This window comes from Sulfurospirillum sp. 1612, from assembly GCF_036556685.1.
Taxonomy (GTDB): Bacteria; Campylobacterota; Campylobacteria; order Campylobacterales; family Sulfurospirillaceae; genus JAADIZ01.
Window position 1 is genome coordinate 844,500 of the sequence record NZ_CP140614.1, and the last position, 22,440, is coordinate 866,939.

Annotated in this window: 20 protein-coding genes; 14 read left to right on the plus strand and 6 right to left on the minus strand. The window is 38.2% G+C overall.

All coding sequences use genetic code 11. The features are described 5' to 3' along the window. Positions 1-30: 30 nt before the first annotated feature. Entirely contained in the window at positions 31-666 is a 636-nt protein-coding gene (locus tag SFB89_RS04230; RefSeq protein ID WP_331775700.1) for a GDSL-type esterase/lipase family protein, read from the minus strand. Positions 667-754: 88 nt separating this feature from the next. Here SFB89_RS04230 and SFB89_RS04235 point away from each other — a divergent pair, with 88 nt between their 5' ends. Beyond that, positions 755-1,663 carry a DMT family transporter gene (locus SFB89_RS04235; protein ID WP_331775701.1) on the plus strand — a complete coding sequence of 303 codons (909 nt, stop codon included), beginning with the start codon at positions 755-757 and terminating at the stop codon, positions 1,661-1,663. Here the strand turns inward: SFB89_RS04235 and SFB89_RS04240 are convergent. The 3 genes from SFB89_RS04240 to SFB89_RS04250 are packed head-to-tail and all read right to left on the minus strand — an operon-like array spanning position 1,660 to position 5,602. Then, complete coding sequence (locus tag SFB89_RS04240) at positions 1,660-2,952, minus strand: TolC family protein (RefSeq protein WP_331775702.1); 1,293 nt, start codon at positions 2,950-2,952, stop codon at positions 1,660-1,662. The two genes, SFB89_RS04235 and SFB89_RS04240, sit on opposite strands and share 4 nt — an antisense overlap. Continuing rightward, positions 2,949-4,487, minus strand: coding sequence for a DHA2 family efflux MFS transporter permease subunit (locus SFB89_RS04245; protein ID WP_331775703.1), 1,539 nt, complete (start codon positions 4,485-4,487; stop codon positions 2,949-2,951). Before SFB89_RS04245 ends, SFB89_RS04240 begins: the two co-directional genes overlap by 4 nt. Beyond that, entirely contained in the window at positions 4,487-5,602 is a 1,116-nt protein-coding gene (locus SFB89_RS04250) for an HlyD family secretion protein (RefSeq protein WP_331775704.1), read from the minus strand. Before SFB89_RS04250 ends, SFB89_RS04245 begins: the two co-directional genes overlap by 1 nt. Positions 5,603-5,783: 181 nt before the next feature. Between SFB89_RS04250 and SFB89_RS04255 the strand changes: the two genes are divergently transcribed. Genes SFB89_RS04255 through mog form a run of 4 tightly spaced genes read left to right on the plus strand, consistent with a single transcriptional unit; the run spans position 5,784 to position 7,820 of the window. After that, positions 5,784-6,008 carry an ATP-binding protein gene (locus tag SFB89_RS04255; protein ID WP_331775705.1) on the plus strand — a complete coding sequence of 75 codons (225 nt, stop codon included), beginning with the start codon at positions 5,784-5,786 and terminating at the stop codon, positions 6,006-6,008. Further along, the gene (locus tag SFB89_RS11935; protein WP_443082175.1) at positions 6,005-6,109 is read left to right on the plus strand and encodes a hypothetical protein; all 105 of its coding nucleotides are present in this window, start codon (positions 6,005-6,007) and stop codon (positions 6,107-6,109) included. Before SFB89_RS04255 ends, SFB89_RS11935 begins: the two co-directional genes overlap by 4 nt. A gap of 16 nt (positions 6,110-6,125) precedes the next feature. Continuing rightward, positions 6,126-7,286, plus strand: coding sequence for an MFS transporter (locus SFB89_RS04260; protein WP_331775706.1), 1,161 nt, complete (start codon positions 6,126-6,128; stop codon positions 7,284-7,286). After that, positions 7,287-7,820 carry a molybdopterin adenylyltransferase gene (gene mog / locus SFB89_RS04265; RefSeq protein ID WP_331775707.1) on the plus strand — a complete coding sequence of 178 codons (534 nt, stop codon included), beginning with the start codon at positions 7,287-7,289 and terminating at the stop codon, positions 7,818-7,820. It begins immediately after the preceding gene. 39 nt (positions 7,821-7,859) lie between these two features. Here the strand turns inward: mog and SFB89_RS04270 are convergent, their stop codons facing one another. After that, positions 7,860-8,630: an undecaprenyl-diphosphate phosphatase gene (locus tag SFB89_RS04270; protein WP_331775708.1), complete on the minus strand. Its 771-nt coding sequence runs from the start codon at positions 8,628-8,630 to the stop codon at positions 7,860-7,862. Then, positions 8,630-11,257 (minus strand): valine--tRNA ligase, encoded by a 2,628-nt coding sequence (locus SFB89_RS04275; protein WP_331775709.1) that lies wholly within the window; start codon positions 11,255-11,257, stop codon positions 8,630-8,632. Before SFB89_RS04275 ends, SFB89_RS04270 begins: the two co-directional genes overlap by 1 nt. A gap of 128 nt (positions 11,258-11,385) precedes the next feature. Here SFB89_RS04275 and SFB89_RS04280 point away from each other — a divergent pair, with 128 nt between their 5' ends. From SFB89_RS04280 to SFB89_RS04320, 9 genes are all read left to right on the plus strand, one after another. Then, positions 11,386-13,197 (plus strand): GGDEF domain-containing protein, encoded by a 1,812-nt coding sequence (locus tag SFB89_RS04280; RefSeq protein ID WP_331775710.1) that lies wholly within the window; start codon positions 11,386-11,388, stop codon positions 13,195-13,197. 68 nt (positions 13,198-13,265) lie between these two features. Further along, the gene (locus SFB89_RS04285) at positions 13,266-17,447 is read left to right on the plus strand and encodes a right-handed parallel beta-helix repeat-containing protein (RefSeq protein WP_331775711.1); all 4,182 of its coding nucleotides are present in this window, start codon (positions 13,266-13,268) and stop codon (positions 17,445-17,447) included. Then, positions 17,444-18,100: a type II secretion system protein gene (locus tag SFB89_RS04290; protein WP_331775712.1), complete on the plus strand. Its 657-nt coding sequence runs from the start codon at positions 17,444-17,446 to the stop codon at positions 18,098-18,100. Before SFB89_RS04285 ends, SFB89_RS04290 begins: the two co-directional genes overlap by 4 nt. After that, the gene (locus SFB89_RS04295; RefSeq protein ID WP_331775713.1) at positions 18,097-19,029 is read left to right on the plus strand and encodes a prepilin-type N-terminal cleavage/methylation domain-containing protein; all 933 of its coding nucleotides are present in this window, start codon (positions 18,097-18,099) and stop codon (positions 19,027-19,029) included. The genes SFB89_RS04290 and SFB89_RS04295 overlap by 4 nt, the downstream gene beginning before the upstream one ends. Then, entirely contained in the window at positions 19,026-19,481 is a 456-nt protein-coding gene (locus SFB89_RS04300; protein WP_331775714.1) for a hypothetical protein, read from the plus strand. The genes SFB89_RS04295 and SFB89_RS04300 overlap by 4 nt, the downstream gene beginning before the upstream one ends. Continuing rightward, entirely contained in the window at positions 19,478-19,942 is a 465-nt protein-coding gene (locus SFB89_RS04305; protein ID WP_331775715.1) for a prepilin-type N-terminal cleavage/methylation domain-containing protein, read from the plus strand. Before SFB89_RS04300 ends, SFB89_RS04305 begins: the two co-directional genes overlap by 4 nt. 20 nt (positions 19,943-19,962) lie before the next feature. After that, positions 19,963-21,456 carry a hypothetical protein gene (locus SFB89_RS04310; protein ID WP_331775716.1) on the plus strand — a complete coding sequence of 498 codons (1,494 nt, stop codon included), beginning with the start codon at positions 19,963-19,965 and terminating at the stop codon, positions 21,454-21,456. Continuing rightward, positions 21,449-22,057 carry a hypothetical protein gene (locus SFB89_RS04315; RefSeq protein ID WP_331775717.1) on the plus strand — a complete coding sequence of 203 codons (609 nt, stop codon included), beginning with the start codon at positions 21,449-21,451 and terminating at the stop codon, positions 22,055-22,057. The genes SFB89_RS04310 and SFB89_RS04315 overlap by 8 nt, the downstream gene beginning before the upstream one ends. Continuing rightward, positions 22,054-22,440 (plus strand): hypothetical protein, encoded by a 387-nt coding sequence (locus tag SFB89_RS04320; protein WP_331775718.1) that lies wholly within the window; start codon positions 22,054-22,056, stop codon positions 22,438-22,440. Before SFB89_RS04315 ends, SFB89_RS04320 begins: the two co-directional genes overlap by 4 nt.

Sequence of the window (22,440 nt, forward strand, 5' to 3'; positions counted from 1 at the left end):
AAAAAAGAAACAAAAAAGGCTTTTTTAGGTTTAAATATTTAAATCAATGTATTGATTCGTAACAATTTCGGCAATTTTTTTACTCAGAAGGGTGTAGCCTTTGGCATTAGGATGCACATCATCGATTTTCAAAGTATCATCATTGACAATAGTTTGTAATATATCATCTGCTAGAGGAACATGAAATTGCGCTGCTAAATCTTCATAAAACGAAGCAGTAGTGACACGTAAAATATCCAGTTTTGGAACCCCTACTAAAATGACAAAAATATGTTGTTTTTGTGCGAGTTGTATCATTTGGGCCAGATTTTCTTTGGTTTTTCTCAAATCTTGTCCTCTTAAAATATCATTACCTCCCTCACAGAGAATCAAAATATTTGGTTTGTATTTTTTCAAAACCGAAGGCAATCTGAGAAGTCCCCGACTTGTATCTTCTCCTGAAATGCCTGCATTGATAACATTGGTGTGCAAAAGATTGGAGAGTTGTGCGGGATAGGAAGCATTGTCATCAACACGATATCCTTTTGTGATACTATCACCAAACGCAACGATTGTCGTTTTTTCTGGCACAAAATAGTTTCCATCATCTTCATCTTCCTGATTATTGATGAATGAAAAGAGTGCGATTGTTGCGGCTATTAAAACGACAATTTTGAAAAAACTCACTAGGTTTCCTTTTTCATGACAAATTTATTTTTCATTATAGCTCAATTTGTGTTTATTATGATAAAATTGCAACAAAAAAAGAGTAGAAGTGGTAAAAAAAGGTATTGATTGGGTTGCCGTGGGAGCGTTGATTCTCGCGATGATGGTGTGGGCGAGTTCTTTTATAGCATTAAAATCAGCAATTGGTCCGATAGGTCCTATGAATGTGATATTTTTCAGGATGGCACTAGCTAGTGTTTCCTTTATGTTTTTCATAAAAAAATTCAAAAAAATTAGTTTTACTAAAAGAGATATCAAGTTTATCGCTTTGATGACTTTTTTTGAGCCTTGTTTGTATTTTATCTTTGAAGCGCACGCACTCAAAAATACTTCTGCGGCGCAAGCGGGTATGATTACCTCTATGATGCCTATTATCACAGCAATTGGTGCTGGATTTTTCTTAAAAGAAGCCATTACCCGTAAGTTGATGATTGGTTCGTTTTTGGCGGTGGTAGGAGCGGTGTGGTTGAGTGTGAGCTCCGAATCAACAGATCAAGCCACCAATCCACTTTTGGGAAATACTTTGGAATTATTAGCGATGATTTGTGGGGCGGGTTATACGATTGCAATCCGTCATTTGAGCGCACGATTTTCACCTCTATTTCTCACTGCCATCCAATCGTTTATGGGAACAATATTTTTCTTGCCATTTGCCCTATGGGAATATAATACGACAACGATGCATGTGAGTACTTCGGCAATATTGTGGGTCGTATATTTGGGGATTTTTGTGACAATGTTTGGTTATGGTATGTTTAATTTTGCTTTGAGTCGCATTGAGGCAAGCAAAGCCGCTGTTTATACAAATCTCATCCCTGTTTTTACCATCATTCTCGCTTTTATTATTTTGGGAGAAAAATTTGGATTCATGGAAATAGTCGCATCATGTATCATCTTTAGTGGTGTCATTATCTCCCAGATGCCAGGATGGAAACGAAAAATAAAACAACGTGCTTAATGGGTGTATTTGACGAAAATATGAGCCCCACACAGTAAATAAATGTTACATTTTTGTAAGAAAATATTGGCTTTTGTACCCTCAAATTTTGCTTTGATATTTGCAAAATCGGCAATAGCACGACTCAATTCATCTGCACTGATGAGCCCATTGTCAAATCGCCCTTGTGTGAGTTCATAGTAGCTTTTTGCTGAGCGTAGTTCTTTTTGTGTCGCACTTTGAACTCTCTTTAAAGATTGCAATTTCAATAAGGCATGATGTATCTCTTTGGTGACACTTCTCTCATAATCTTGCAGATAAAGACGTTGGGCTGTTTTCTTGTATGTTGCGGCTTCTTTTTCGCTTTTAATAGCACCCCCATCGAAGAGATTCCAACGCAATGTTGCACCGATATAGCTTTGGTCTGCATTAGTATAACCATTGCCGTTTAGGTTCAAATCATCTCCCTCTTTTTTGAGTGCTCCCACTAAAAAAATCTGCGGATAGGATTGAGAATTGGCTAATAAAATATCTTTATCATCAATCTTGAGTTCTGTTTTGAGTGCTTGGATATCTTCGCGGTTTCTAAGTGCCATATCTATCAGCGCTTTCGTGTCCATGTGTAGCGTTAATGGTGGCAATGATGTGATATCTGTCTTGATATTGGTGATATATTGCAATGTTTCGACGAGTTGTTCTTTTTGATTTTTTAAAGTTGCCAAAGTGGCAATAATCTCATATTGCTTGGCTTCGATTTTATAAAGATTGGCTATATTAATCAAGCCATTGTCATACATGCTTTTTGCTTTTTTATAGGAATCTGTGATGGCAGTTTTGGCATCATTTGTGGCTTTTATAGTCTTATTTATCGTAAAAATATTGGCATAAAGCATTGATATTTTGAGATAGAGTTGTCGTTTTAAATCTGTAGTTTCTAAACGGTTTTTGATGATTTTTAATTTGGCTTTTTCGATATTTTCACTGATGGCAAAACCCGTAAATATAGGATAAGTGATACTCAATGCTGCACTAAGATTCGTGCGTGTTCCCATCGGTAAGGGTTGATTTAATCCCGGTAAGGCGCTGATGTGGAGTTGGGTTGTGGGGATGTCTTTGAGTCGGGTGGCATTGAGGTTCATCTCAAGGTTTGGATAGCGTTTGGCCTGTGTTTTGTGCAAGAGGCTTTTGAGCGCTTGGTTTTGTTTGTGCTTGGATTGGATGAGTAGATTTTTATCAACACTATGTATCAAATCTTGAAATGTTGCGCCATATAGAAAAATTGGTATGATAAAGAAAATGTATTTTTTCAAATTTTCTCCTTCTTTCTTTTGAATTTTATAAATAAAAATAGTGTAAATATCGAACCGATGAGTCCCCAGTGTGCTGCATCTAAAAAGACAGATGAAAAGCCATAATTGTAGCTCATGAAGATTTCGTAATTTCTAAAAGAAGCGACGGTTTGGTCCATAGAAATTCCAAGAAAATTTTTAAAATTCTCTAAATAATCAAGAACATATTGACTGTTTTGTAGTTCATTCATGTGTTGGAAGTTGATATTTTTAAAATAGTCCATATTATTGGTCGCAATGGCTGTACCAAAACTCCCTCCGACAAATCGCACATAATCCATCAAAACGATGGCAAGCTCGCCTTTATCTTTGGGGACATTTTGCAACAGTAGCACCGTCACCGGAGCAAAAAAGAGCCCCATCCCAATACCAAAAGGAATCGTCAAAAGTTCTGCTTGCACGAGTGGAGTATAATAATTGAGCGTCGGCAAAATAAACAAGGAGGTGATGATATAAATAATCGTTGCCATCAAAATGACATTTTTCGCACCGATTTTATCTGATAAAATTCCCGCGAGTGGAGAAAAAATACCAATAAACACCGCAAAAATAAAGACAGCAATACCCGCATCGAGTGTTGGTAGCATTTTGATATGCTCATAATAAACCGGCAAAAGGTAGAAATACTGATACATACTAAAGCCCATGATGAAAAAATAGATCAAGATACCATTGGTAAAATCAGAATTGCGAAAAAGTGAAAAATCGATTAATGAATGTTTGGTGTTGAGTTCACTGAGTATATAAAGAAGATACCCGATGATGGCCGTAAAAAGCAAAAATCCGATGAGTGAATTATTGAACCAGCCTTTTTGTTGTCCTAAAGATAACATGACAAGGATAGAAATGGTAGCCATGGAAATCAAAAAAAAGCTGATGAAATTGAGTTTGATACTTTTGAGATTTAAATCTTTGGGCAAAAAGACGATACTGGCTAGTGTCAATAAGACGCCGATGGGGACATTCACAAAAAAGACCATTCTCCAATTGTAATACTCTGTCAAATAGCCTCCAATTGTCGGACCCAAAGCAGGTGCAAAGCTGACGCCCAAGCCAAAGATTCCCATCGCAAAACCTTGTTTTTTTGGCGGGAAATAGGAGAAAATCATGATATGACTGGTGACCATGATGAGGGCTTCACCCGTGCCTTGGAAAATCCTCGCAATGATGATATGGGAGAGTTCGCTAGAGATACCACAGACAAATGATGCACTTGAGAATATCATGATACCGGCAATAAAGATTTTTTTGGCACCAAATCTTTTGATGAGGTACTCTGTAATCAAAAGTGCAATTGCTGCTGCAATCATATAACTGGTGATAATCCACTGCACTCCATACATATCGGTCGCTAGAGGACCGGTGAGTTTGGGGACGATGACATCGACAATCGTCGTATCGAGGATGGCCATAAAGGAGCCGACCATCACGATAATACTAAATATAACCCTCTCTTTGGAGGTGATATCCCAACTGTTTTTGACGCCTTGTTGCATTATTTACTTCGTTTGATGGCAATATTGGCGCTCATACCGACTTTGAGTCCGGTAATAGAATCCAAAGCAATGCGCACAGTAAAGCGTTGGTCGAGTTTGGTGAATTCACCGCTGGCAATATCCCTAGGGACGAGTGAAAAGGTTGATGCAGAGGTAGGCAGGATATTTTCAACCACGCCTTTGTACTCTTTCCCATCAAGGGCGTCGGGTTTGACTAAGACGCTATTGCCGATTTTGACACCGTGTAGTTTTGTCTCTGATAACAAGACTTCAACATGCAGTTTTTTGGGGTTCACGACATAATAAATCGGATATCCTGAGGCGACCACTTGGTCGGTATTGGCAATTTTTTTGGCGACAATACCGTCATAGGGAGCTTTTAATTCACAATAAGATATTTTATTTTCTATCGCTTTTTTATCATCTTGAAGCGCTTTAATTTTGGATTCAAGTGCAAGAATCTCTTTTTGCAACTCTTTGGTTGCGCTTTTCTTGACAATAGATAAGGTCTTGGCATCTTGGACATTGTTAAAGTTTAAAATTACCGAACCCAACTCTTGCTTTTGCGAGGCAATTTTATCTGATAATGCACGCCTTGATGTTTGGATATTTTCATAATCGTTTTTGGCAATGAGTTTTTTATCCCACATTCTTTTATAGCGTTTTTCATCTAAAGACAACTTAGCCAGTCGCGTTTCATTGGCACTAATAGAGAGTTGTAGTGCTTCGATTTTTTTCTTGTATGCTGCGATATTGTTAGTGGCAATCTTTTCACCTAAATGCAACTCTTTGCGGGTGCGTGAGAGTTTGTCTTCTAGTGCTAATTTGTTCATCTTAAGGGCTGTAATAGAGTTTTGAATCTTATGTTTTGTAACATTGAAATCCGTCGCATCGATTGTCGCTAAAATTTCCCCTTTTTTTACCGAATCTCCCTCGAGCTTGGTCATGGATTGAATTTTTCCATCGACCTTGAAACTGAGTGCTGAGAGTGAATCACTTTTGACAAATGCCGCATCACTCACCGCATTGACAGAACGGTATCGCAGATAGAGGTACCCCTCATAGACAAAAACTAAAACTAAAAGAACGATGATAATATTACCGATTTTTTTCATTGATATTCCAAATTTAAAAAATTTATTTGATTATACCGCGTTAAGATTGAAGGTTCACTTTTAAGAAAAGAAAAGAAGACGTTTTACACCTTATCATGAGAGGGACAAGATACCATGGTCTAAAATTTTTAGCGACAAAAATTATTGTAAAAAAAATCTTGATTGATGCAGAAATGCGCACATGAGCGTTTTGTGTGCAAATCTCACCGATAATGCTATCAAATATACCCCAAAGGGCAAAGCTGTTTTTATAGAATTAAAAGATAAAATACTAATGATAAAAGATGAAGGCATCGGTATCGGAAAAAAGATTTGGATTATGTTTTTGACCAGTTTTTCAGAGTGCATTTGGCAAGATCTGAGGGCGTTTAAGGCTCTGGACTTGGATTATCGATTGTCAAAATGATAGCCAATCTTCACAATGCGGAGATTCGCGTGCAGAGCACTCTTGGTGTTGGGACGAAAATCGAAGTATGCTTTCTTCACGATGAAGATGTCTTAGATTGATAATAGAAGGAACGTTTTGAAAAAATTTGATAGAGGTGAAGTCCTTACGATATCGTTTAGTCACTTTGCGCATGATATGTATTCTGCTTTTTTAGCGCCGATGTTGCCATTTTTGATATCCAAATTGGGTATCAGTCTCTCAGAAGCATCGTTTTTTGATATAGCCAGACGGTTGCCGACACTGTTGAATCCGTTTTTCGGTTTGATGGCTGAGAAGAGCAGCGTCAAATACATTGTGATTTTTACACCCTCCATTACGGCAATTTCGATGAGTCTGCTTGGATTTGCAAACTCCTATGTCTTAGCATTGATTTTACTCTTTGTCGCAGGTTTGAGTGCGGCACTGTATCACATCCCATCTCCGGTCATCATCAAAGAGGCATCGGGCAATCGGGTCGGTACGGGTATGAGTTTTTTCATGGTGGGAGGCGAGGGTGCCCGTACGGTAGGGCCGTTGTTGATTACCGGAGCGATTTCGATGTGGGGATTGGAAGGTACGTATAAGCTGGTGCCTTTTGGATTGTTCGCGTCCTTATTATTGTTTTACAAACTCCGAAATTTTCATCTAGATACGTCATTGAGAAAACCTAGAGAAAAAGGTGATGCCAAAATTTTTCTTGTGAGATATTCTCCTTTTTTCACCGCCATGGGTGGATTTTTGCTGTTTCAATCTGCGATGAAAACGGTTTTGGTTCTGTATTTGCCTGTTTATTTGATGCACCATGGTGCTGATATTTGGCGTTCTGGTATTTCCCTGTCGGTGCTGGAGTTTTTTGGTGTGGCGGGAACTTTATTTGCAGGTTCTTATTCGGATAAAATAGGACGATTTAATATGCTCATGATATCGACTATTGTATCGGCAGTTTTTATGGTATTATTTGTCTTGTTTCATACACTATTACTGTTTCCGATATTGGCAGTTCTTGGATTTTTTCTTTTTGCATCAGGCCCGGTTTTGATGGCGAGTGTGCAAGATCTCAATTCCCATATGCCGACATTTGCAAACAGTATTTATATGAGCGTGAATTTTGGAGTCAGTTCTGTTATCGTGTTTTTGGTGGGACTTTCAGGTGACCATCTAGGCTTGGACTTAACGTATGAGATAACCGCCGCCATGGCATTTGCATGTATCCCTTTTGTATTGATGTTAAAAAGAACTATGAGTAAGGAAGAATAAATGAATGAGATAAAAATAGGTATTTTAACCGTGTCAGATAGAGCCAGTGCGGGAGTTTATGAAGACCTCTCTGGTCAAGCGATTATTAGCACGTTGAAAGAGTATATTAGCAGTGATTGGTCTGAAGTTTATGCGGTGATTCCTGATGAAAAAGAGTTGATCGAAGAGACACTCAAAGATATGGTTGATGTTGAAGAGTGTTGTTTGGTAGTAACCACCGGAGGTACCGGACCTGCTATTAGAGATGTGACGCCCGAAGCGACAGAGGCAGTGTGTGATAAGATGATGCCAGGCTTTGGTGAATTGATGCGTCAAGTGAGTTTGCAATATGTCCCCACTGCCATATTATCACGACAAGAAGCCGGCATCAGAGGCAAAGCATTGATTATTAATTTGCCAGGTAAACCAAAATCCATCCGTGAGTGTTTGGATGCGGTATTTCCTGCTGTGCCTTATTGTATTGACCTTCTTGAGGGACCTTTTATTGAGTGTGATGAAACCGTCATCAAACCATTTCGTCCTAAAAGTAAATAAATGACAAAAAGCGCGTATTAATGCGCGCTTTTTGCATGACTATGCTGCTCCGATGTAAAGGAGTATGATGCCAAATATGATTCTATAAATCCCAAAACTCACGAAGGTAAAGCGCTCTAAAAATGATAAAAAGAGCTTGATCGTGAGATAGGCGACGATAAAAGAGACGACAAATCCGATGCTAAGGGTCAGGATATTTTCGTTTGAAAATTCACGATAATGTTTCAAAAATTCATAGCCACTGACTGTTATCATTACCGGAAAAGCCAATAAAAAACTAAATTCTGCACTGATTTTTCGATTGAGACCAACCAGCATGCCTCCGATAATCGTAGCACCAGCACGACTGGTGCCGGGGATGAGTGCAAAGATTTGTGCCAGACCAATGAGTAGCGATTGTTTATAGGTGAGTGTTTCTACATTTTGAACATGATGCTTTTTTTCTTGGTAAAATTTTTCCACAATCAAAAATACAATTCCCCCGATGATGAACATAATCGCGACGATATTGGTAGAAAAGAGATCTTTAATCTGGTGTCTGAAAATAAAGCCAATGATGGCAATCGGTAAATATGCGACGATGATACGCTTCCACAGTTCAATCTTTTTGGGGCTAAATTTTTCTCTATAAACCAAGACGACCGCTAAAATTGCAGCCAATTGAATGATGATTTCAAAGGCTTTAGTGTAAGTGTTTTGAGCCAATCCCAAGGCTTGACTCGCCACAATCATATGCGCTGTCGAAGAGATTGGCAAAAATTCTGTGAACCCTTCGATAATACCCAAGATGGCAGATTGTAAGATATCCACTACGCAATCGCCTCTAATTCTTGTTGCACTTTTTCATATTTGTTTTTTGCTTCGCTGAGCGCGGTTTGGTTTTGTTCTACGACGGCTTTGGGTGCATTGGCGATAAATTTTTCATTGCCTAGCATTTTTTCAAGCTTCATGATCTCCATCTCAAGTTTACTTTTTTGGTTGTTTAAGCGCTCGATAATCGGTCCTAAATCGATATCTGCAAGTGGGATATAAATCTCTAAATTATCGCTGATATCACTGGCACTATTTGGTATTTTTTCATTGACAAGTGTGATATTTTCGACTTTTGCCAAGAGTTTGATATACGGCAAGGCATGGCGTAAAATCTCTGGATTATCAAGTTTGATAGAAGCATTGGCAATTTTTTTGTTACCCATCTCAATATTGGCTTTGGCCCTTCGGATACTGATAATAGCTTCGATTACTAATTCAAACGTCTTCTCCGTATCATAATCGCGAGATGTCGCTTTTGGATAGGATTTTATCATGATAGATTTTTCATCTTCCAATACGGTACCGGAGAGCTCATGATATAAAAATTCTGAGATGAATGGAGTCAGCGGATGGATGAGTTTCATCGCCTCTTTAAAGATGCTTCCTAACTCTTTGATACTGGATTTATCCGCTTTGCTCAGCTCGATGCCCCAATCGCAGAATTCACCCCACAAAAATCGATACAGTACGGTTGCGGCATCGTTGAATCGATACGAGTCAAAATACTCTCGTGTCTCTTTTGTCGCGATAGCCAGGCGACTGTTCATATATTTGCCTAGCGGTGTTTTAATCTCAATATTCTCAAGGTCTTCAAATTTACTTTCGTTCATCAAAAGAAATCGTGAGGCATTGTAGAGTTTATTGGTGAAATTTCGAATCTGTTCTAATTTCTCGCCACTGAGTTTGATGTCTCTGCCTTGTACGGCTAAAATCGCCAAAGTAAATCGAAGCGTATCCGCGCTGTATTCTTCGATGGTGTCAAGCGGATTGATGACATTGCCTTTGGATTTACTCATCTTTTGGCCGTGTTCATCTTTGACAAGTGCATGCAAATAGATATCTTTAAATGGCAATTCTTTAAAGGCATGTTCTCCTTGGAACATCATCCTTGCGACCCAGAAAAAGAGGATATCAAAACCCGTGATGAGTAGGGTATTGGGATAAAATGTTTCCATGTCCTCTTCAAACCATTTTTCACCTTTAAGGGCTTTTCCATTGCCCCAGCCTAGTGTTGAAAAAGGCCACAAACCAGAACTAAACCAAGTATCTAAAACATCAGGGTCTTGATAGATATTTTTACTCTCACATACCGGACATACCAATTGGGTATCTTTTTCACTCGCCCATTCATAGCCACAATCTTTACAATAAAAAACCGGGATACGATGTCCCCACCATAGCTGGCGTGAAATACACCAATCTCTGAGGTCTTTCATCCAAGCATTAAAAGAGTTAATCCAGTGTGCGGGATAAAATTCAGCTAAGTGTTCGTTGACTTTTTTGATGGTGCCATCGGCAATCTCTTTTTTGACAAACCATTGTTTGGAGATATAAGGCTCCACGACATTATGGCAGCGATAACAGTGTCCGACTTGATTTTCATAATCTTCAATTTTGTCTATAAAACCAGATTCTTCTAATTTTTTGACAATCAAATCACGTGCTTCTAATCGCTCTAAACCTTCAAATTCACCACAATATTCATTTAAAATTCCTTTATCGTTAAAGATGGTGATAAATTTAAGATCATGACGCTTTCCGACTTCGTAGTCGTTGAGATCATGAGCGGGAGTGACCTTAACGCAACCGGTTCCAAATTCCATATCGACATGGGTATCAGTAATAATCTCGATTTCTCTGCCAACGAGTGGTAATATGACTTTTTTGCCAACCAAAGAGCGGTAGCGCTCATCATCAGGATGTACCATCACCGCCGTATCGCCAAAGTAGGTTTCCGGTCGCGTTGTTGCTACTACGAGGTACTCTTGGGAGTCTTTTAGAAAATATTTGAGGTGGTAGAGTTTGCCTTGGTTTTGTTCGTATTCGACTTCAATGTCGCTGAGGGCGCCATCGTGGGTACACCAGTTGACCATGTAATTGCCACGGACAATCATCCCCTCATTATAAAGATTAACAAAGGATTTTTTAACCGCATTTTTCAATCCTTCATCCATCGTAAATCGCTCACGGCTCCAAGCTGGTGAGATACCGAGTTTTCGCATTTGATGGACGATTTCTCCGCCGCTGAATTCTTTCCATTCCCATACTTTTTTCAAAAAGGCTTCGCGGCCGATTTCATCTTTGGTAATCCCCTGAGCCAAAAGTTGTTTTTCGACGACATTTTGTGTCGCAATACCCGCATGATCGGTGCCAGGTTGCCACAGTGTCTTATACCCATCCATTCGTTTGTATCTGGTGATAATGTCTTGCAATGTAAAGGTTAGTGCGTGTCCGATATGTAGGCTTCCCGTGACATTTGGAGGGGGCATCATGATACAGAATTTTTTATCTTTTTCTTGAATTTCTTCATTGCCATCAATCTCGAAATATCCCCGTTCTTCCCATATTTTATAATAGGCGTCTTCGATATTTTTTGGATTATAAACCGTGCTTTTTTCACTCATAATAATAGATACCTTATAATTTTTAACGCGATTATACTAAAAGGGGATTGAAATGTTGTTTAATCAAAGATGTTTAAGGGATTTTAATGTAGTATAATACGTATCATATAGGTTTTTAAGGATTAGGGATGCGGGGAAACAAAAAAATATTAGCTATTTTTGCGGGCATTTTGCTCTCTTTTTCTTTATTAATTATTGCTATTGTTGTGGTGAGTTTTAAAAGCTATGTCCAAAAACGAGAATTTGTGCAAGCCAAGATTGTCGCCTCTATGGTTGAGGGTGGATTAACCGCGCATATGAATGCGGGTGTCATGAGCCAGCGTCAACTTTTCTTGGAAAATGCGAAAAAATCCGCAGATGCTCTTGATATTTGGATTTTTAGAACGGACAAAGTCGTCCAGGAATTTGGCAAAGGCTTTCCCAATGAAACAGTGAGAGATGCCATAGACAAAACAATGATAAAAACCAAAAAAATTCAAGAAGTGATTCATGATGATCTTCTAAATCCAACCCTTCGGATCACCATCCCCTATATTGCAACAGCGCATTCTCATCCTGATTGTCTCAGTTGTCATACCAATGCAAAAGAGGGCGATGTACTAGGGGGTATTAGTATGGTATTTAGCCTGCAACAAGCCCGATATAATAGTATCATGACGATTTTGCGTATTTTTGGTATTTCGATTCTCTTTATCATACTGTTTATTTTTGTGACGAGTAAACTGCTGAAACCTTATGTGGGAAGTTTAATCTATATCAAAGAATCCTTGGAAAAAGCCAACAAAGGTGATTACTCAACACGTATCAAACTCATGGGAGATAATGAATCCACAGAAGCGTTCAAATGGCTCAATACCCTTCTTGAAAAGCTGCAAGAGATGGTCGGCTCGATTGATAAAAATATCGCACTTTTTGTCTCTGATCGTCGGCAAACCTTTCAAGACCCCCTAGAAAAATCAAAATTTATCATCGAAGATATCGCGATGTTGTACCGGTTTAAAAAAGTCATCGAACAAGATATTTCCAAGCAAATCATTTACCAAAGATTGGTGAAATTTTTCAAAGAACACCTCAAGATTGAAAATTTGTCATTTTATGAAGTGGATATCAAAAAAGATACACGCACTTTGATATACGAAGACATTACAGAGGATTTTTGTCACGCCTCAATCAATACCAGTGTCAATTGCAGAGCTTTTCGAACCAACTCGATTGTGGCGAGTGATGATTTTGAATCGGTATGTCAAGCGTGCAAATTGAAGCGAGATTATCTGTGTATTAACTATCCGATTGATGAAAATATCTCATTGGTTATCAATATCAAACCCAAAGATAGCGACGCTCTGTTTCAAAGCAAAAAAGCCATCGGCTATATCAAAAATTATCTTGAATCGGCCAGACCGGTTTTACAAAGCAAGATATTGACGGAAATCTTACAAAAATCCAATATGATTGATGGTTTGACAGGATTACACAACCGAAAATATCTGGATATTTTCATGGAAACGCGTGTCTTAGAGTATAAATCTTATGCGATTGCCATGCTGGATATTGATTATTTTAAAAAGGTCAATGACTCTTATGGTCATGATGCCGGAGATCGTGTGCTTAGAGGACTTTCTGAAATATTTAAAAAGACAATCAAGAAAGAAGATGTAGCGTTTCGCTTTGGTGGAGAAGAGTTTCTGATTTTTATGCCTACGAGTAAAGATGCTTATGAAACAATCAAAAAGATCAAAGACATGTTTGAAAAAACTATTTTTGAGATGGGAGAGACGAGTCTCAATAAAACATTGAGTGCGGGAATATCGTATTACAAAGAAGATGCTCCAAGTGCGTGGCAAGTGATCAAAAATGCTGATATTGCTTTGTATGATGCCAAACATAGCGGTAGGAATAAAATCGTTTTGTTTAAGGACATCAAGGAAAAGGATCAATAATCAAAACAAGTAAATTTGTTCATTTTTTATTTGTATTGCTGTTTCCCATCTATGGAATGTCCGCCACTTTGGTCGTAGACAATACGCTTTCTTTCTTTGGATTTTTAAATTGTGAAGGGTTGTCGCTTTTTTCTTCATACTCTACCATTCAAGGCGCTTTAGATGATGCCACAGATGGCGATACTATTAAAATATGTAAAGGCGATTATAACGAACAAGATAGCGTGCTTGTTGATAACCTAACGATTACCAATGGTGCCGATGTGTATGAGCCAAGTGATGTGAATTGGTACAATAATGGTGATGTCTTAGTAGTAGGAGATAGTAGTCATTCTCCTAAAAATTTGGTAGTCCAAAACGTATCACTGTATTCTACGAGCAATTCTTCCAATTCCAAGGCTATTCGTATTAATTATGCACAATCAAAGATAACACTGAATAATTTGCTTATTAAAACTGATGGCGCAGATGGGGTTTATGGAAGTTACAATGTAAACAATGATTTACAAGGGGTCTTCAAAAATTTGACGATTGAAAGTGGCGGCAGTGGTATTTATATCAGCCAAGGAGGCCTCCAAGATTTTGAAAATATCGCTTTTACTCTCTCAGGAAACAGTGCCAATGATACTGCCATCAAGTTGCAACATAGCGTGGCAGATGAAAATCATATTTTTAAACACCTCTCTTTTGATGTGGGAAAACAACCGGCTATTGCGTTAAGTAGCGGAAAACAGATGATATTTGAAGATATTAATATTACGGCTAGCAACTATACGAATAATACCAATGCGATAGCTTCTGATTATGGCACAACAGTAGATGATTTGACTTTTAATGATATCAATATCAGTCTGAACAAAGGAACGGGTATTGAAATTGAACAAGGAAACAATATTAATGTCGATAACTGTACGATTAGCGGCAGTACTCAATATGCATTTCATACCGGTAGTGGAATAGATGGCGCTCTGACATTTAAAAATATTGCATTTGATACTAATGGGAATTATGGCTTACTCGTACAAGAAGGGACCGATGTCACTATAAATAATGCCACAATCAGTGGCAGTTCGGGCAATGGCTGGGGCATCAAGACAGATTGGAGTGTGACAGGAAGTCTGGATTTTAGTGATATTAATGTGACGGCTCATGCGGGTGGGATTAAAGCGACACAAGGAGATAATGCTGTTTTTGAGAATGTGAGAATCAACAGCGATAGTAGTAGCTCCAATGACAATGGTCTTGAGTTTGATTCTAGTACATTTGAAAATATTACGATTTCAAATTGTGATATTAATGCTACTGGAAATGCCTTGCAAGTCAATAATGCAAGTGGGACTCTTAACGTCAATGCTTCCAAACTGACCACTAATGGCAACTATGCCCTTTATCTTAAAACCGGTGTGATGATGGCATTGATTGAAAATTCTTGTTTCTACAATACCTCAAGTAGTGGTAATAGTTATGCGATGTATCTCTATAATTGGCATACGATTTCTGTCAATAACAATTGTATCTATGCGCTAAATGGCGGAAATTATGCTTATGCTTCAAGTTCATACGATTGGGATGGAAATTACTGGGATGGTGTGAGCGATAGTAGTGGAGACGGTGCCATTAGCCGAGATGATACAACAAAAATAAGTACCAATATTGTAGATAATAATCCTCTTACCATGTGCCAGAATAGTTGTGGTGGTGGTACGGATTTTACGCTAAAAGAGTGTTATTATGATAATTTCAATAGAGCGAGTTTGGGTGAGAGATGGAGCATCATTAGTACCGGAACCTATCCTCCTGATATTACCGATAACAAACTCATGTTGACAAAAAATCATAACAATATTGCCTCAGGGGTATCACTTGTGGGCAAGTTTCCTGCTCAAAATAATCTCGTGCAGATAGAGTTTGAGCACAACGCTTATGGCGGTAGTGGTGCTGATGGGATGACCATAGTCTTTTCAGATGCAAATACTACCCCTGTTGCTGGAGCTTCTGGTGGGTCATTGGGTTATGCCCAAAAAACGGGAATTAGTGGTTTTGCAGGAGGTTGGCTTGGCTTTGGACTTGATGAATATGGAAACTTTTCAAATCCGACAGAAGGTCGCGTGGGAGGTACCAGCCTGACCAAAGATGCTTTGGCAATTCGAGGATCTGAAGGAGATAATTATCAATATATCGCAGGAACCGGTACATTAAGTCCCGGAATCGATGATACCAGCGCATCAACGCCCGCACCAAATTATAAATATAAATTTATCATTGATACCAGAAACTCTCAAACACTGATTACCGTATATCGAGATACTCTTGATGGCAATGGCTATGTCTTGTTGTCCAATATGGATGAGGTCAATGCAACGCAAAGTGCCAGTAGTCCTGAAAATTTTAGATTTAGTTTGACAGGTTCAACTGGAGGTTCTACTAATTATCACAGTCTTGATGACCTCAATATCAGCGCAGCCAATTGTGGTACATTGGGAAAATTAGCAGAGAATCCAAACAGCTATTTTGATGCTTGGGAAGTCGGAGCGAGCTACAATGTGAGCAATCGTGTCATCAAAACAAAAATTGTCAAGCAAAATTTTAATCTCAATATTTTTGCACTCAATGAAAGCAATACGGATTATCAGGATTTCAATGGTACCGTTTGTGCCAGTGTGGTGGATAGTAACACTCACAAAGTGCTTTCAAATTGGGTAAAACTTTTATTTGATGCGACCAATCCTTATGTGAATGTCGCCACATTTAATTCTGAGTATGCGAGTCACGATGCGCAGATTGATTTGGTTTGGAAAGAAAATGTTGATACGACTTGTCCGATTAGTGATGAAGACAACAGTACACGCTCCACCGATCATTTTGCAATCCGACCGCTTAAATTTACCATCGATACCAATACGACATCTCTATATGCTGGCGTACCTTTTCGTTTGGATATAAATGCTAGCAATAATAGTGGTGGCAATAGTTTGGATTATAATGAGACCAATGGGACCTCTTATACTATCAGTATCAGTGATTCCAATGCCACATGCCCTAGTGGCAGTTTGGGGAATGTACCCGATCCGATTCAATTTTCCAACGGTGGTGTGAGTTTCACTCCAAAATACAGCGATGTCGGCGATGTCAACATCACAATCAAAGAAAATTTAGGTAGTGAATTTGCCTATATTGACCATAATGATTCTAGTGATACAGAGCGGTTGATTCCCACAGTGAGCAAAACGATAACGTTCAATCCATACCGGTTTGCTATTATTGATGCTAGTTTTGTGAGAGATCCCAATCAAGATTGGCGCTACATGGCAAATGTGGATGATACCAATATCAGCCTCTCGTTCAAAGTCCAAGCTCAAAATGCTGATGGTGATGTCACTAAAAAATTTGACCGATACTGTTATAGCCATGATGTTGGAGTTACAATCGATGTCAATGCCACGAGTAGTGATGGCAATATCAGTTATACTCAATTTATCAACAATACCATGACAACCGCTCATGATAAAAATCTCAGTAATCCAGATTTTAATGCGACGATTAATGATCAAAATTTTACCGAAGGCAATAGCTCGCTTGTCATGTATGCGCTGAATGTTTACAGACAACACAATATCCCAAAAGACCCGCTAACAATGACGATGGAGGATATAAATACCAGTTACCCAACCGATGTCAATGTACTCAATCCTGGACTCGTCTTAGAGAATAATGACAGTCAGTTTTATTATGGGCGCGTCAAAACTCATGATATTGATACAAACAAGCAAAGCGCACTATTTGATCTGCAAATAGAAGTCTATTCAACCGCGGGCACCTCCTATGTCAGTGGATTTCATCAAAATAGTACCCATTGGTATCAAATGCAAAAAGATAGTAGCACACAGATGAGTGCCCTTTTACCAAAAAAAGATTTTACACTGAGCGAAGATGAAAACAACATCAATGCGATTACACCGACGCAAAATACCACTCTTGGAATCGACCGCTTTACTATAAGCAATACGTGGAGCAATTCAAATTCTGCTTATATCCATGTCAAATCGCCTGCATATCTGTGGTTTAATCATTACAAAGATTATAATGACAGCAATACCAGCGATTGTTCGCAGCATCCGTGTTTTAAATACAATTATTTTCATAAGAGCACTGCGGTGTTGATCCAAAGTGGAGATTTTAATGGGACAGATATTGGCAATGAGTACAATCAAACCAATTACATAAAATCTGGTGTGAAAGTATTCAGATGATGAAAAAATCTGGGCGCTCTGGCTTGTCACTGATTGAATTGATTTTCACGATTGTTATCATCGGGATTGTCTTCACTGTGATTCCCAAAATCATTTTTTCGTTGAACAAAAGCGATCAATTTGCCATCAGGCAAGATGCGCTTTTTAACGGAATCTCTATGATGCAGATGATCTCATCTCTAGCCTGGGATGAAAACAATACAGCTTCAAACGATATCCTACATGTGAACGCTGGCAATGCACTTTTTGATTGTAACAGCACGACACATTATAGAATCGGTGGATTTATAGGCTCAAGAAACTGTGAAAATGATAAAAATGCGAGTGTGATGGGAGATTTTGCAGGAACCAATTATTTTTTGGCCAATAATATCGACCGTTTTAATAACCAAGATATCAATGCATCCTACTACAATTTACACATCAGCGTCCAATATATCGACGAAAATATTACATATCCCTCACCACATCAAGCCAAAGTGATGTTAAATACTCATGGTGCAGCGTCCAATGACACCACAAATTTAAAAAGAGTAGAGTTAAACATCACCTATAATGGAAAACGAGGCACGGTAGGAAAACAAATCGCACAATTTTCCTATGTTTCAGCTAACATCGGGCAGATGACCTTCAATAGTAGAGTCTGGAAATGAAAAAAGCCTTTACGCTCGTAGAAGCGATTATCACCATCGTCATCATCGGGATTTTATCCGCAGGGACTTTTGTGGCACTCAAACACTTATATTTACGTGCCGCCAAAGCCAAAGCCTTCAGTGAGCTCTCCAGCGATTCTCAAGTCATCGCAGATCAAATTGCCTCCTTGTTATACTATCGGGTTCCCAGCTCTGTCATTGGTTACAAGGGTGATGGAAGCTTTGGCTCGATTTATAATATGGAAACATCATATCAGATTTTAGAGTGGATTGGCTCGGCGAGTGAGGGGCTAAAAGCTGGATATTACAGTGGTTTTGTGGATTTAAATGCCTCCGATAAAACAACGCAAACGATTACTTCTTATGATATCAATACCACCGCTCTTGACACGCTGATGGCCGACAAATTTGATGGGGGTAGTACAGATGATTTAGCGCTTATCTTTGCAGGGAGTTTTGATGATGGCGCGCTCTCTTTGGCTAGTGATTTTAACAGCTCTTTTGGGTGGCATGCTCATAATCATAATCTCCTCTATACCCTCCAAAGTTTGCATACTAATAGCATCACCTTAGATGCATCACCCGATATTATTTATGAAAAATATTATTTGGTCGATAGCGCTTATGCGATTGCACGGGGTGCGGATATTGACTTAAATGCCACTTGTATTAGAAATTTAAATCAAAGTATTGATAACAATACGCTTTTTTTATTTTATAATTATCGCCCTTGGAAAAATCAAACATTTTGTGCTGACCCCCATGGTGGTAGTACCCAAGATGGCAATGTCACGATACTCTCCTCTTATGTCACGGGATTTCAAACCGGATTGATTAATGGCAATATCAAATTTGATGTGACACTCACCAAAAAGATTCGAGGCAGTGAGCATAATGTCACTATCTCCAAACAAAAGGTAGTATTTTGATGCGCCGTGGATTTGGTTTGATTCAAGCCTTGATTGTCATCATCTTAGTGAGTGGTCTATTGGTCGTAGCGATGAAATACGCCACAATCACAATCAAACAGACCTCCGATGCTTATGTCAAGGAGAGCGCCGAACTTTTTATGAAAAGTGCCGTAGAGATGAGTTTATTGGCTATCAGTGGCTATGAACGCAACAGTACCCAAGGATGCTTGCAAGAGGTTCATATCACCTCTGCTGATGATAGGTTTTTTGCTGATGTCAATATTACAAAATATTATCTCTTAAGTGGAAGTCAAGATTGTAGCGATTGTGGTGCGTTATGCCAAAGTGTTCAAACTGAAGACTCACATGGCATGGTGTTGCTCAATGTGCATGTCCAAACCAATCCCCATAATACTAGAAACAAAAATAAAACCATCTCACTTTATATGAGGACATTGCAAAGACCATGAAAAAACATCAATACACTCACCGCGCATTCACGATATTGGAGTTGATTTTTGTTATTATCTTGATAGGCATCATCAGTAGTATTGGGCTGAGTTCTTTGCCTGATAATAGGTTGCTGAATGATACCAACTTTGTCATCATGAAAATCAAAGAGACACAACGCCATGCGCTAGGCAATGATGTGATAGGATTCAATACTCCTTGGAGTGTGCAAAGTGATGCGACTTGTCTGGATGTAAATAACACAAGTTTCGAAGAAAAAGCGCGTCAGAATTCTACTCCTTTTCAATTTGTTTCTGATGTGAGTAGTGAAAATAAGCGTCTGTGTTTTGATGAATTTGGCAGACCCTATCATGATGAGAAATTAATACAACAAAAATTAGACATAAATATCACCTATAATCACGAAATGAACACGATTTCAGTCCAACCAATGAGTGGATATGTTATAATAAAAAATTAAAACTAAAGGTTAAGGTTAGCATGGCAGAAAAACAAGAAATCCAGTATATTAACCCCGTTGATCTGACATTGATTGCTTATGATGGCGTTCGCTTCAAAGAGACGCAGTATCAATCGCGTCTCAAGAGTGTCTCTCGGGTTTTATATGAGCATGTTATCATCTATAGTTTTAAAATTCCCGCTTCACAAAAACAAGATGATTTAAATTCATTAGTTGAAATCAAGATGTACGAAGAAGCCGGTCTTGATGTCAATAAAAATTATAAAATTACCTACATTGTCAAAGCACTGGATTTTGATGAAAGTAATCTCATAGAAGCGTTTGCGATTGATCAGGATATCTTAAGGGAATATTTTAAGGGTGCGGTTAAAAAAGTCAAATACATTGATTTTTTAGCGCTACCGTTTTTTGCTTTTACGACCTTTTATACTAACAAAATATTAACCGGCAAAAATGATATTTTTGTCTATTTGAGTGAGCAAGAATCTTTTATGAGTTTCTACAAAGATGGCGCATACATCTCAACAAAATCACAAATCAACATCACAGAAATTATCGAAAAATTAAAAGCAAATGATATTGATTTGAGTGTGGATGCCTTTTATGAACTCTTGAAAAATAAAGGTTTGGATGCGACACAATATGAGCCACAAGAGCGCGAACTTTTTAATTTGATAGAGTCGATTTTCTCCCAAATACTCACCAAAATCCAAAACGTTGCGATGCACAATCGGAGTGTTTTTGACTTTGATACCATCGATCGCATCTTTTTGAGTACACCCCAAGGACGTATTAGAGGACTGAAAGAGTTTGTTTTGACATTTGGTTTGAGTGATACAAACGTACTGGATTTTAATCTTTTTAAAGAAAAACAAACCCATCATTTCTTGGACAACGTTGTAGCATCTTATGGGCAAGATAACATCATCGCGCACTCTGATGGACAAAATGCGACGATTTTCACAAGAAAACCCAGCTTTCTCAAAACACGAACAGGGAAACTCTTTATGAGCGTGATGCTTGTATTTATCATGATGCTTGTTGCTTATGAATATCTTGCGATGTCGATAGCCTCCTTACGCCAAAAAGAAGAGGTGCTAAGCGCTCAACACCAAACGACAAAAAGAGTACTCAATCAATATAAAACCGCCATTAAAAAACAAAATGCATTGATTGTCAAAGAGCAAGAGGCAATCGCCAAGCAGCATAATGTCATGAGTCATATCCAAAATAGTATTGAAACGTTAGAGAATTTAAGAGGTAAAGACCAAGGGTATGTGAGTTTTTTAACACAGGTTAATGCCCTGCTGAAGCGCTTTGGATTGCATGCAAAAAGTATCCAACAAATCAACAAGCATATGAAGATTGAAGTCATCTCTAGTTATACCAATCGTGATGAAATCGCCAAGTTTTTACGTGCATTAATACATGAAGGTTTTGTGAATGTTTCGACCGATGAAATCAAACTTGATGAGAAAAACTACATCAGTAAAATAGGAATTGAACGTGAATAATTTCGAAAATTATCTCGAGAATGTGGATAAAAAGCAGCGGTACTTGATCTATGTGATGATTTTTGGATTGATGATTTATGTGTTTGTTTATATCATGATGCCCCGTTTAGATGAGCAAAAAAACCTTGAAAATAATATCAATCAATTGCAAACACAATTGAGACAAAATGCACCCACTAAATTTAAAAATACTTTGGCATTGAAAGAGAAGCAACTCTTGCAATTGCGAACGGAAAAAGAGAGTAAGCAAGAACAAATCAATCTTTTGGTTTCAGGATTGTATCAACTAAAATTTGCTCTATTTGATGATAAAAAATGGGCGAAAAATATCACAGAAATCTTGCAAAATTCGCTCAAAAGAAATCTCCAAATCGATTATATTAAAAGCAGCAACGTGAAAAATCAAAATAGCAAAGATATCCTCCAAAAAAAGAAAACACTTGAGATACAAGGGAGTGGTAATTACATTGATATCGTAGCATTTATCTCCTATATCGATACGCTTGATACCTTGTTGCAATTTAGTAAAAGTGATATCTTCCTCAAAGATAATCGCGTCAATTTCAAGCTAGATATTGATTTATATGGGATAGGATTATGAGAATATTTTTGATGGTCATGGTTTCTCTGTCGATTCTTTTTGGTGCTGATTTGTCCACGCGATTAGATCAATTGATTCACAGCAAGAAAGAGAATAAAATTGTTGTTTTGAATTACAATCCTTTTGTTGTAACCAAAAAAGTAAAGGGTACGACAACATCGGTCATGAGTACCAGCAACAAGCAAGCATCACCTATTCATTTTGTAATGGTACTCAATCATAGTGCCTTTATCAATGGTCATTGGTACAAAGTCGGTGAGCGTGTAGCAGGATACAAGATAAAGAAAATTTTTACAGATAAGATTAAGATAGAGAAAAAAGGTGTGACGAGAACGCTTTATTTGAAAAAGAAACAACAGATATTGAATATAAGGGAAAAATAA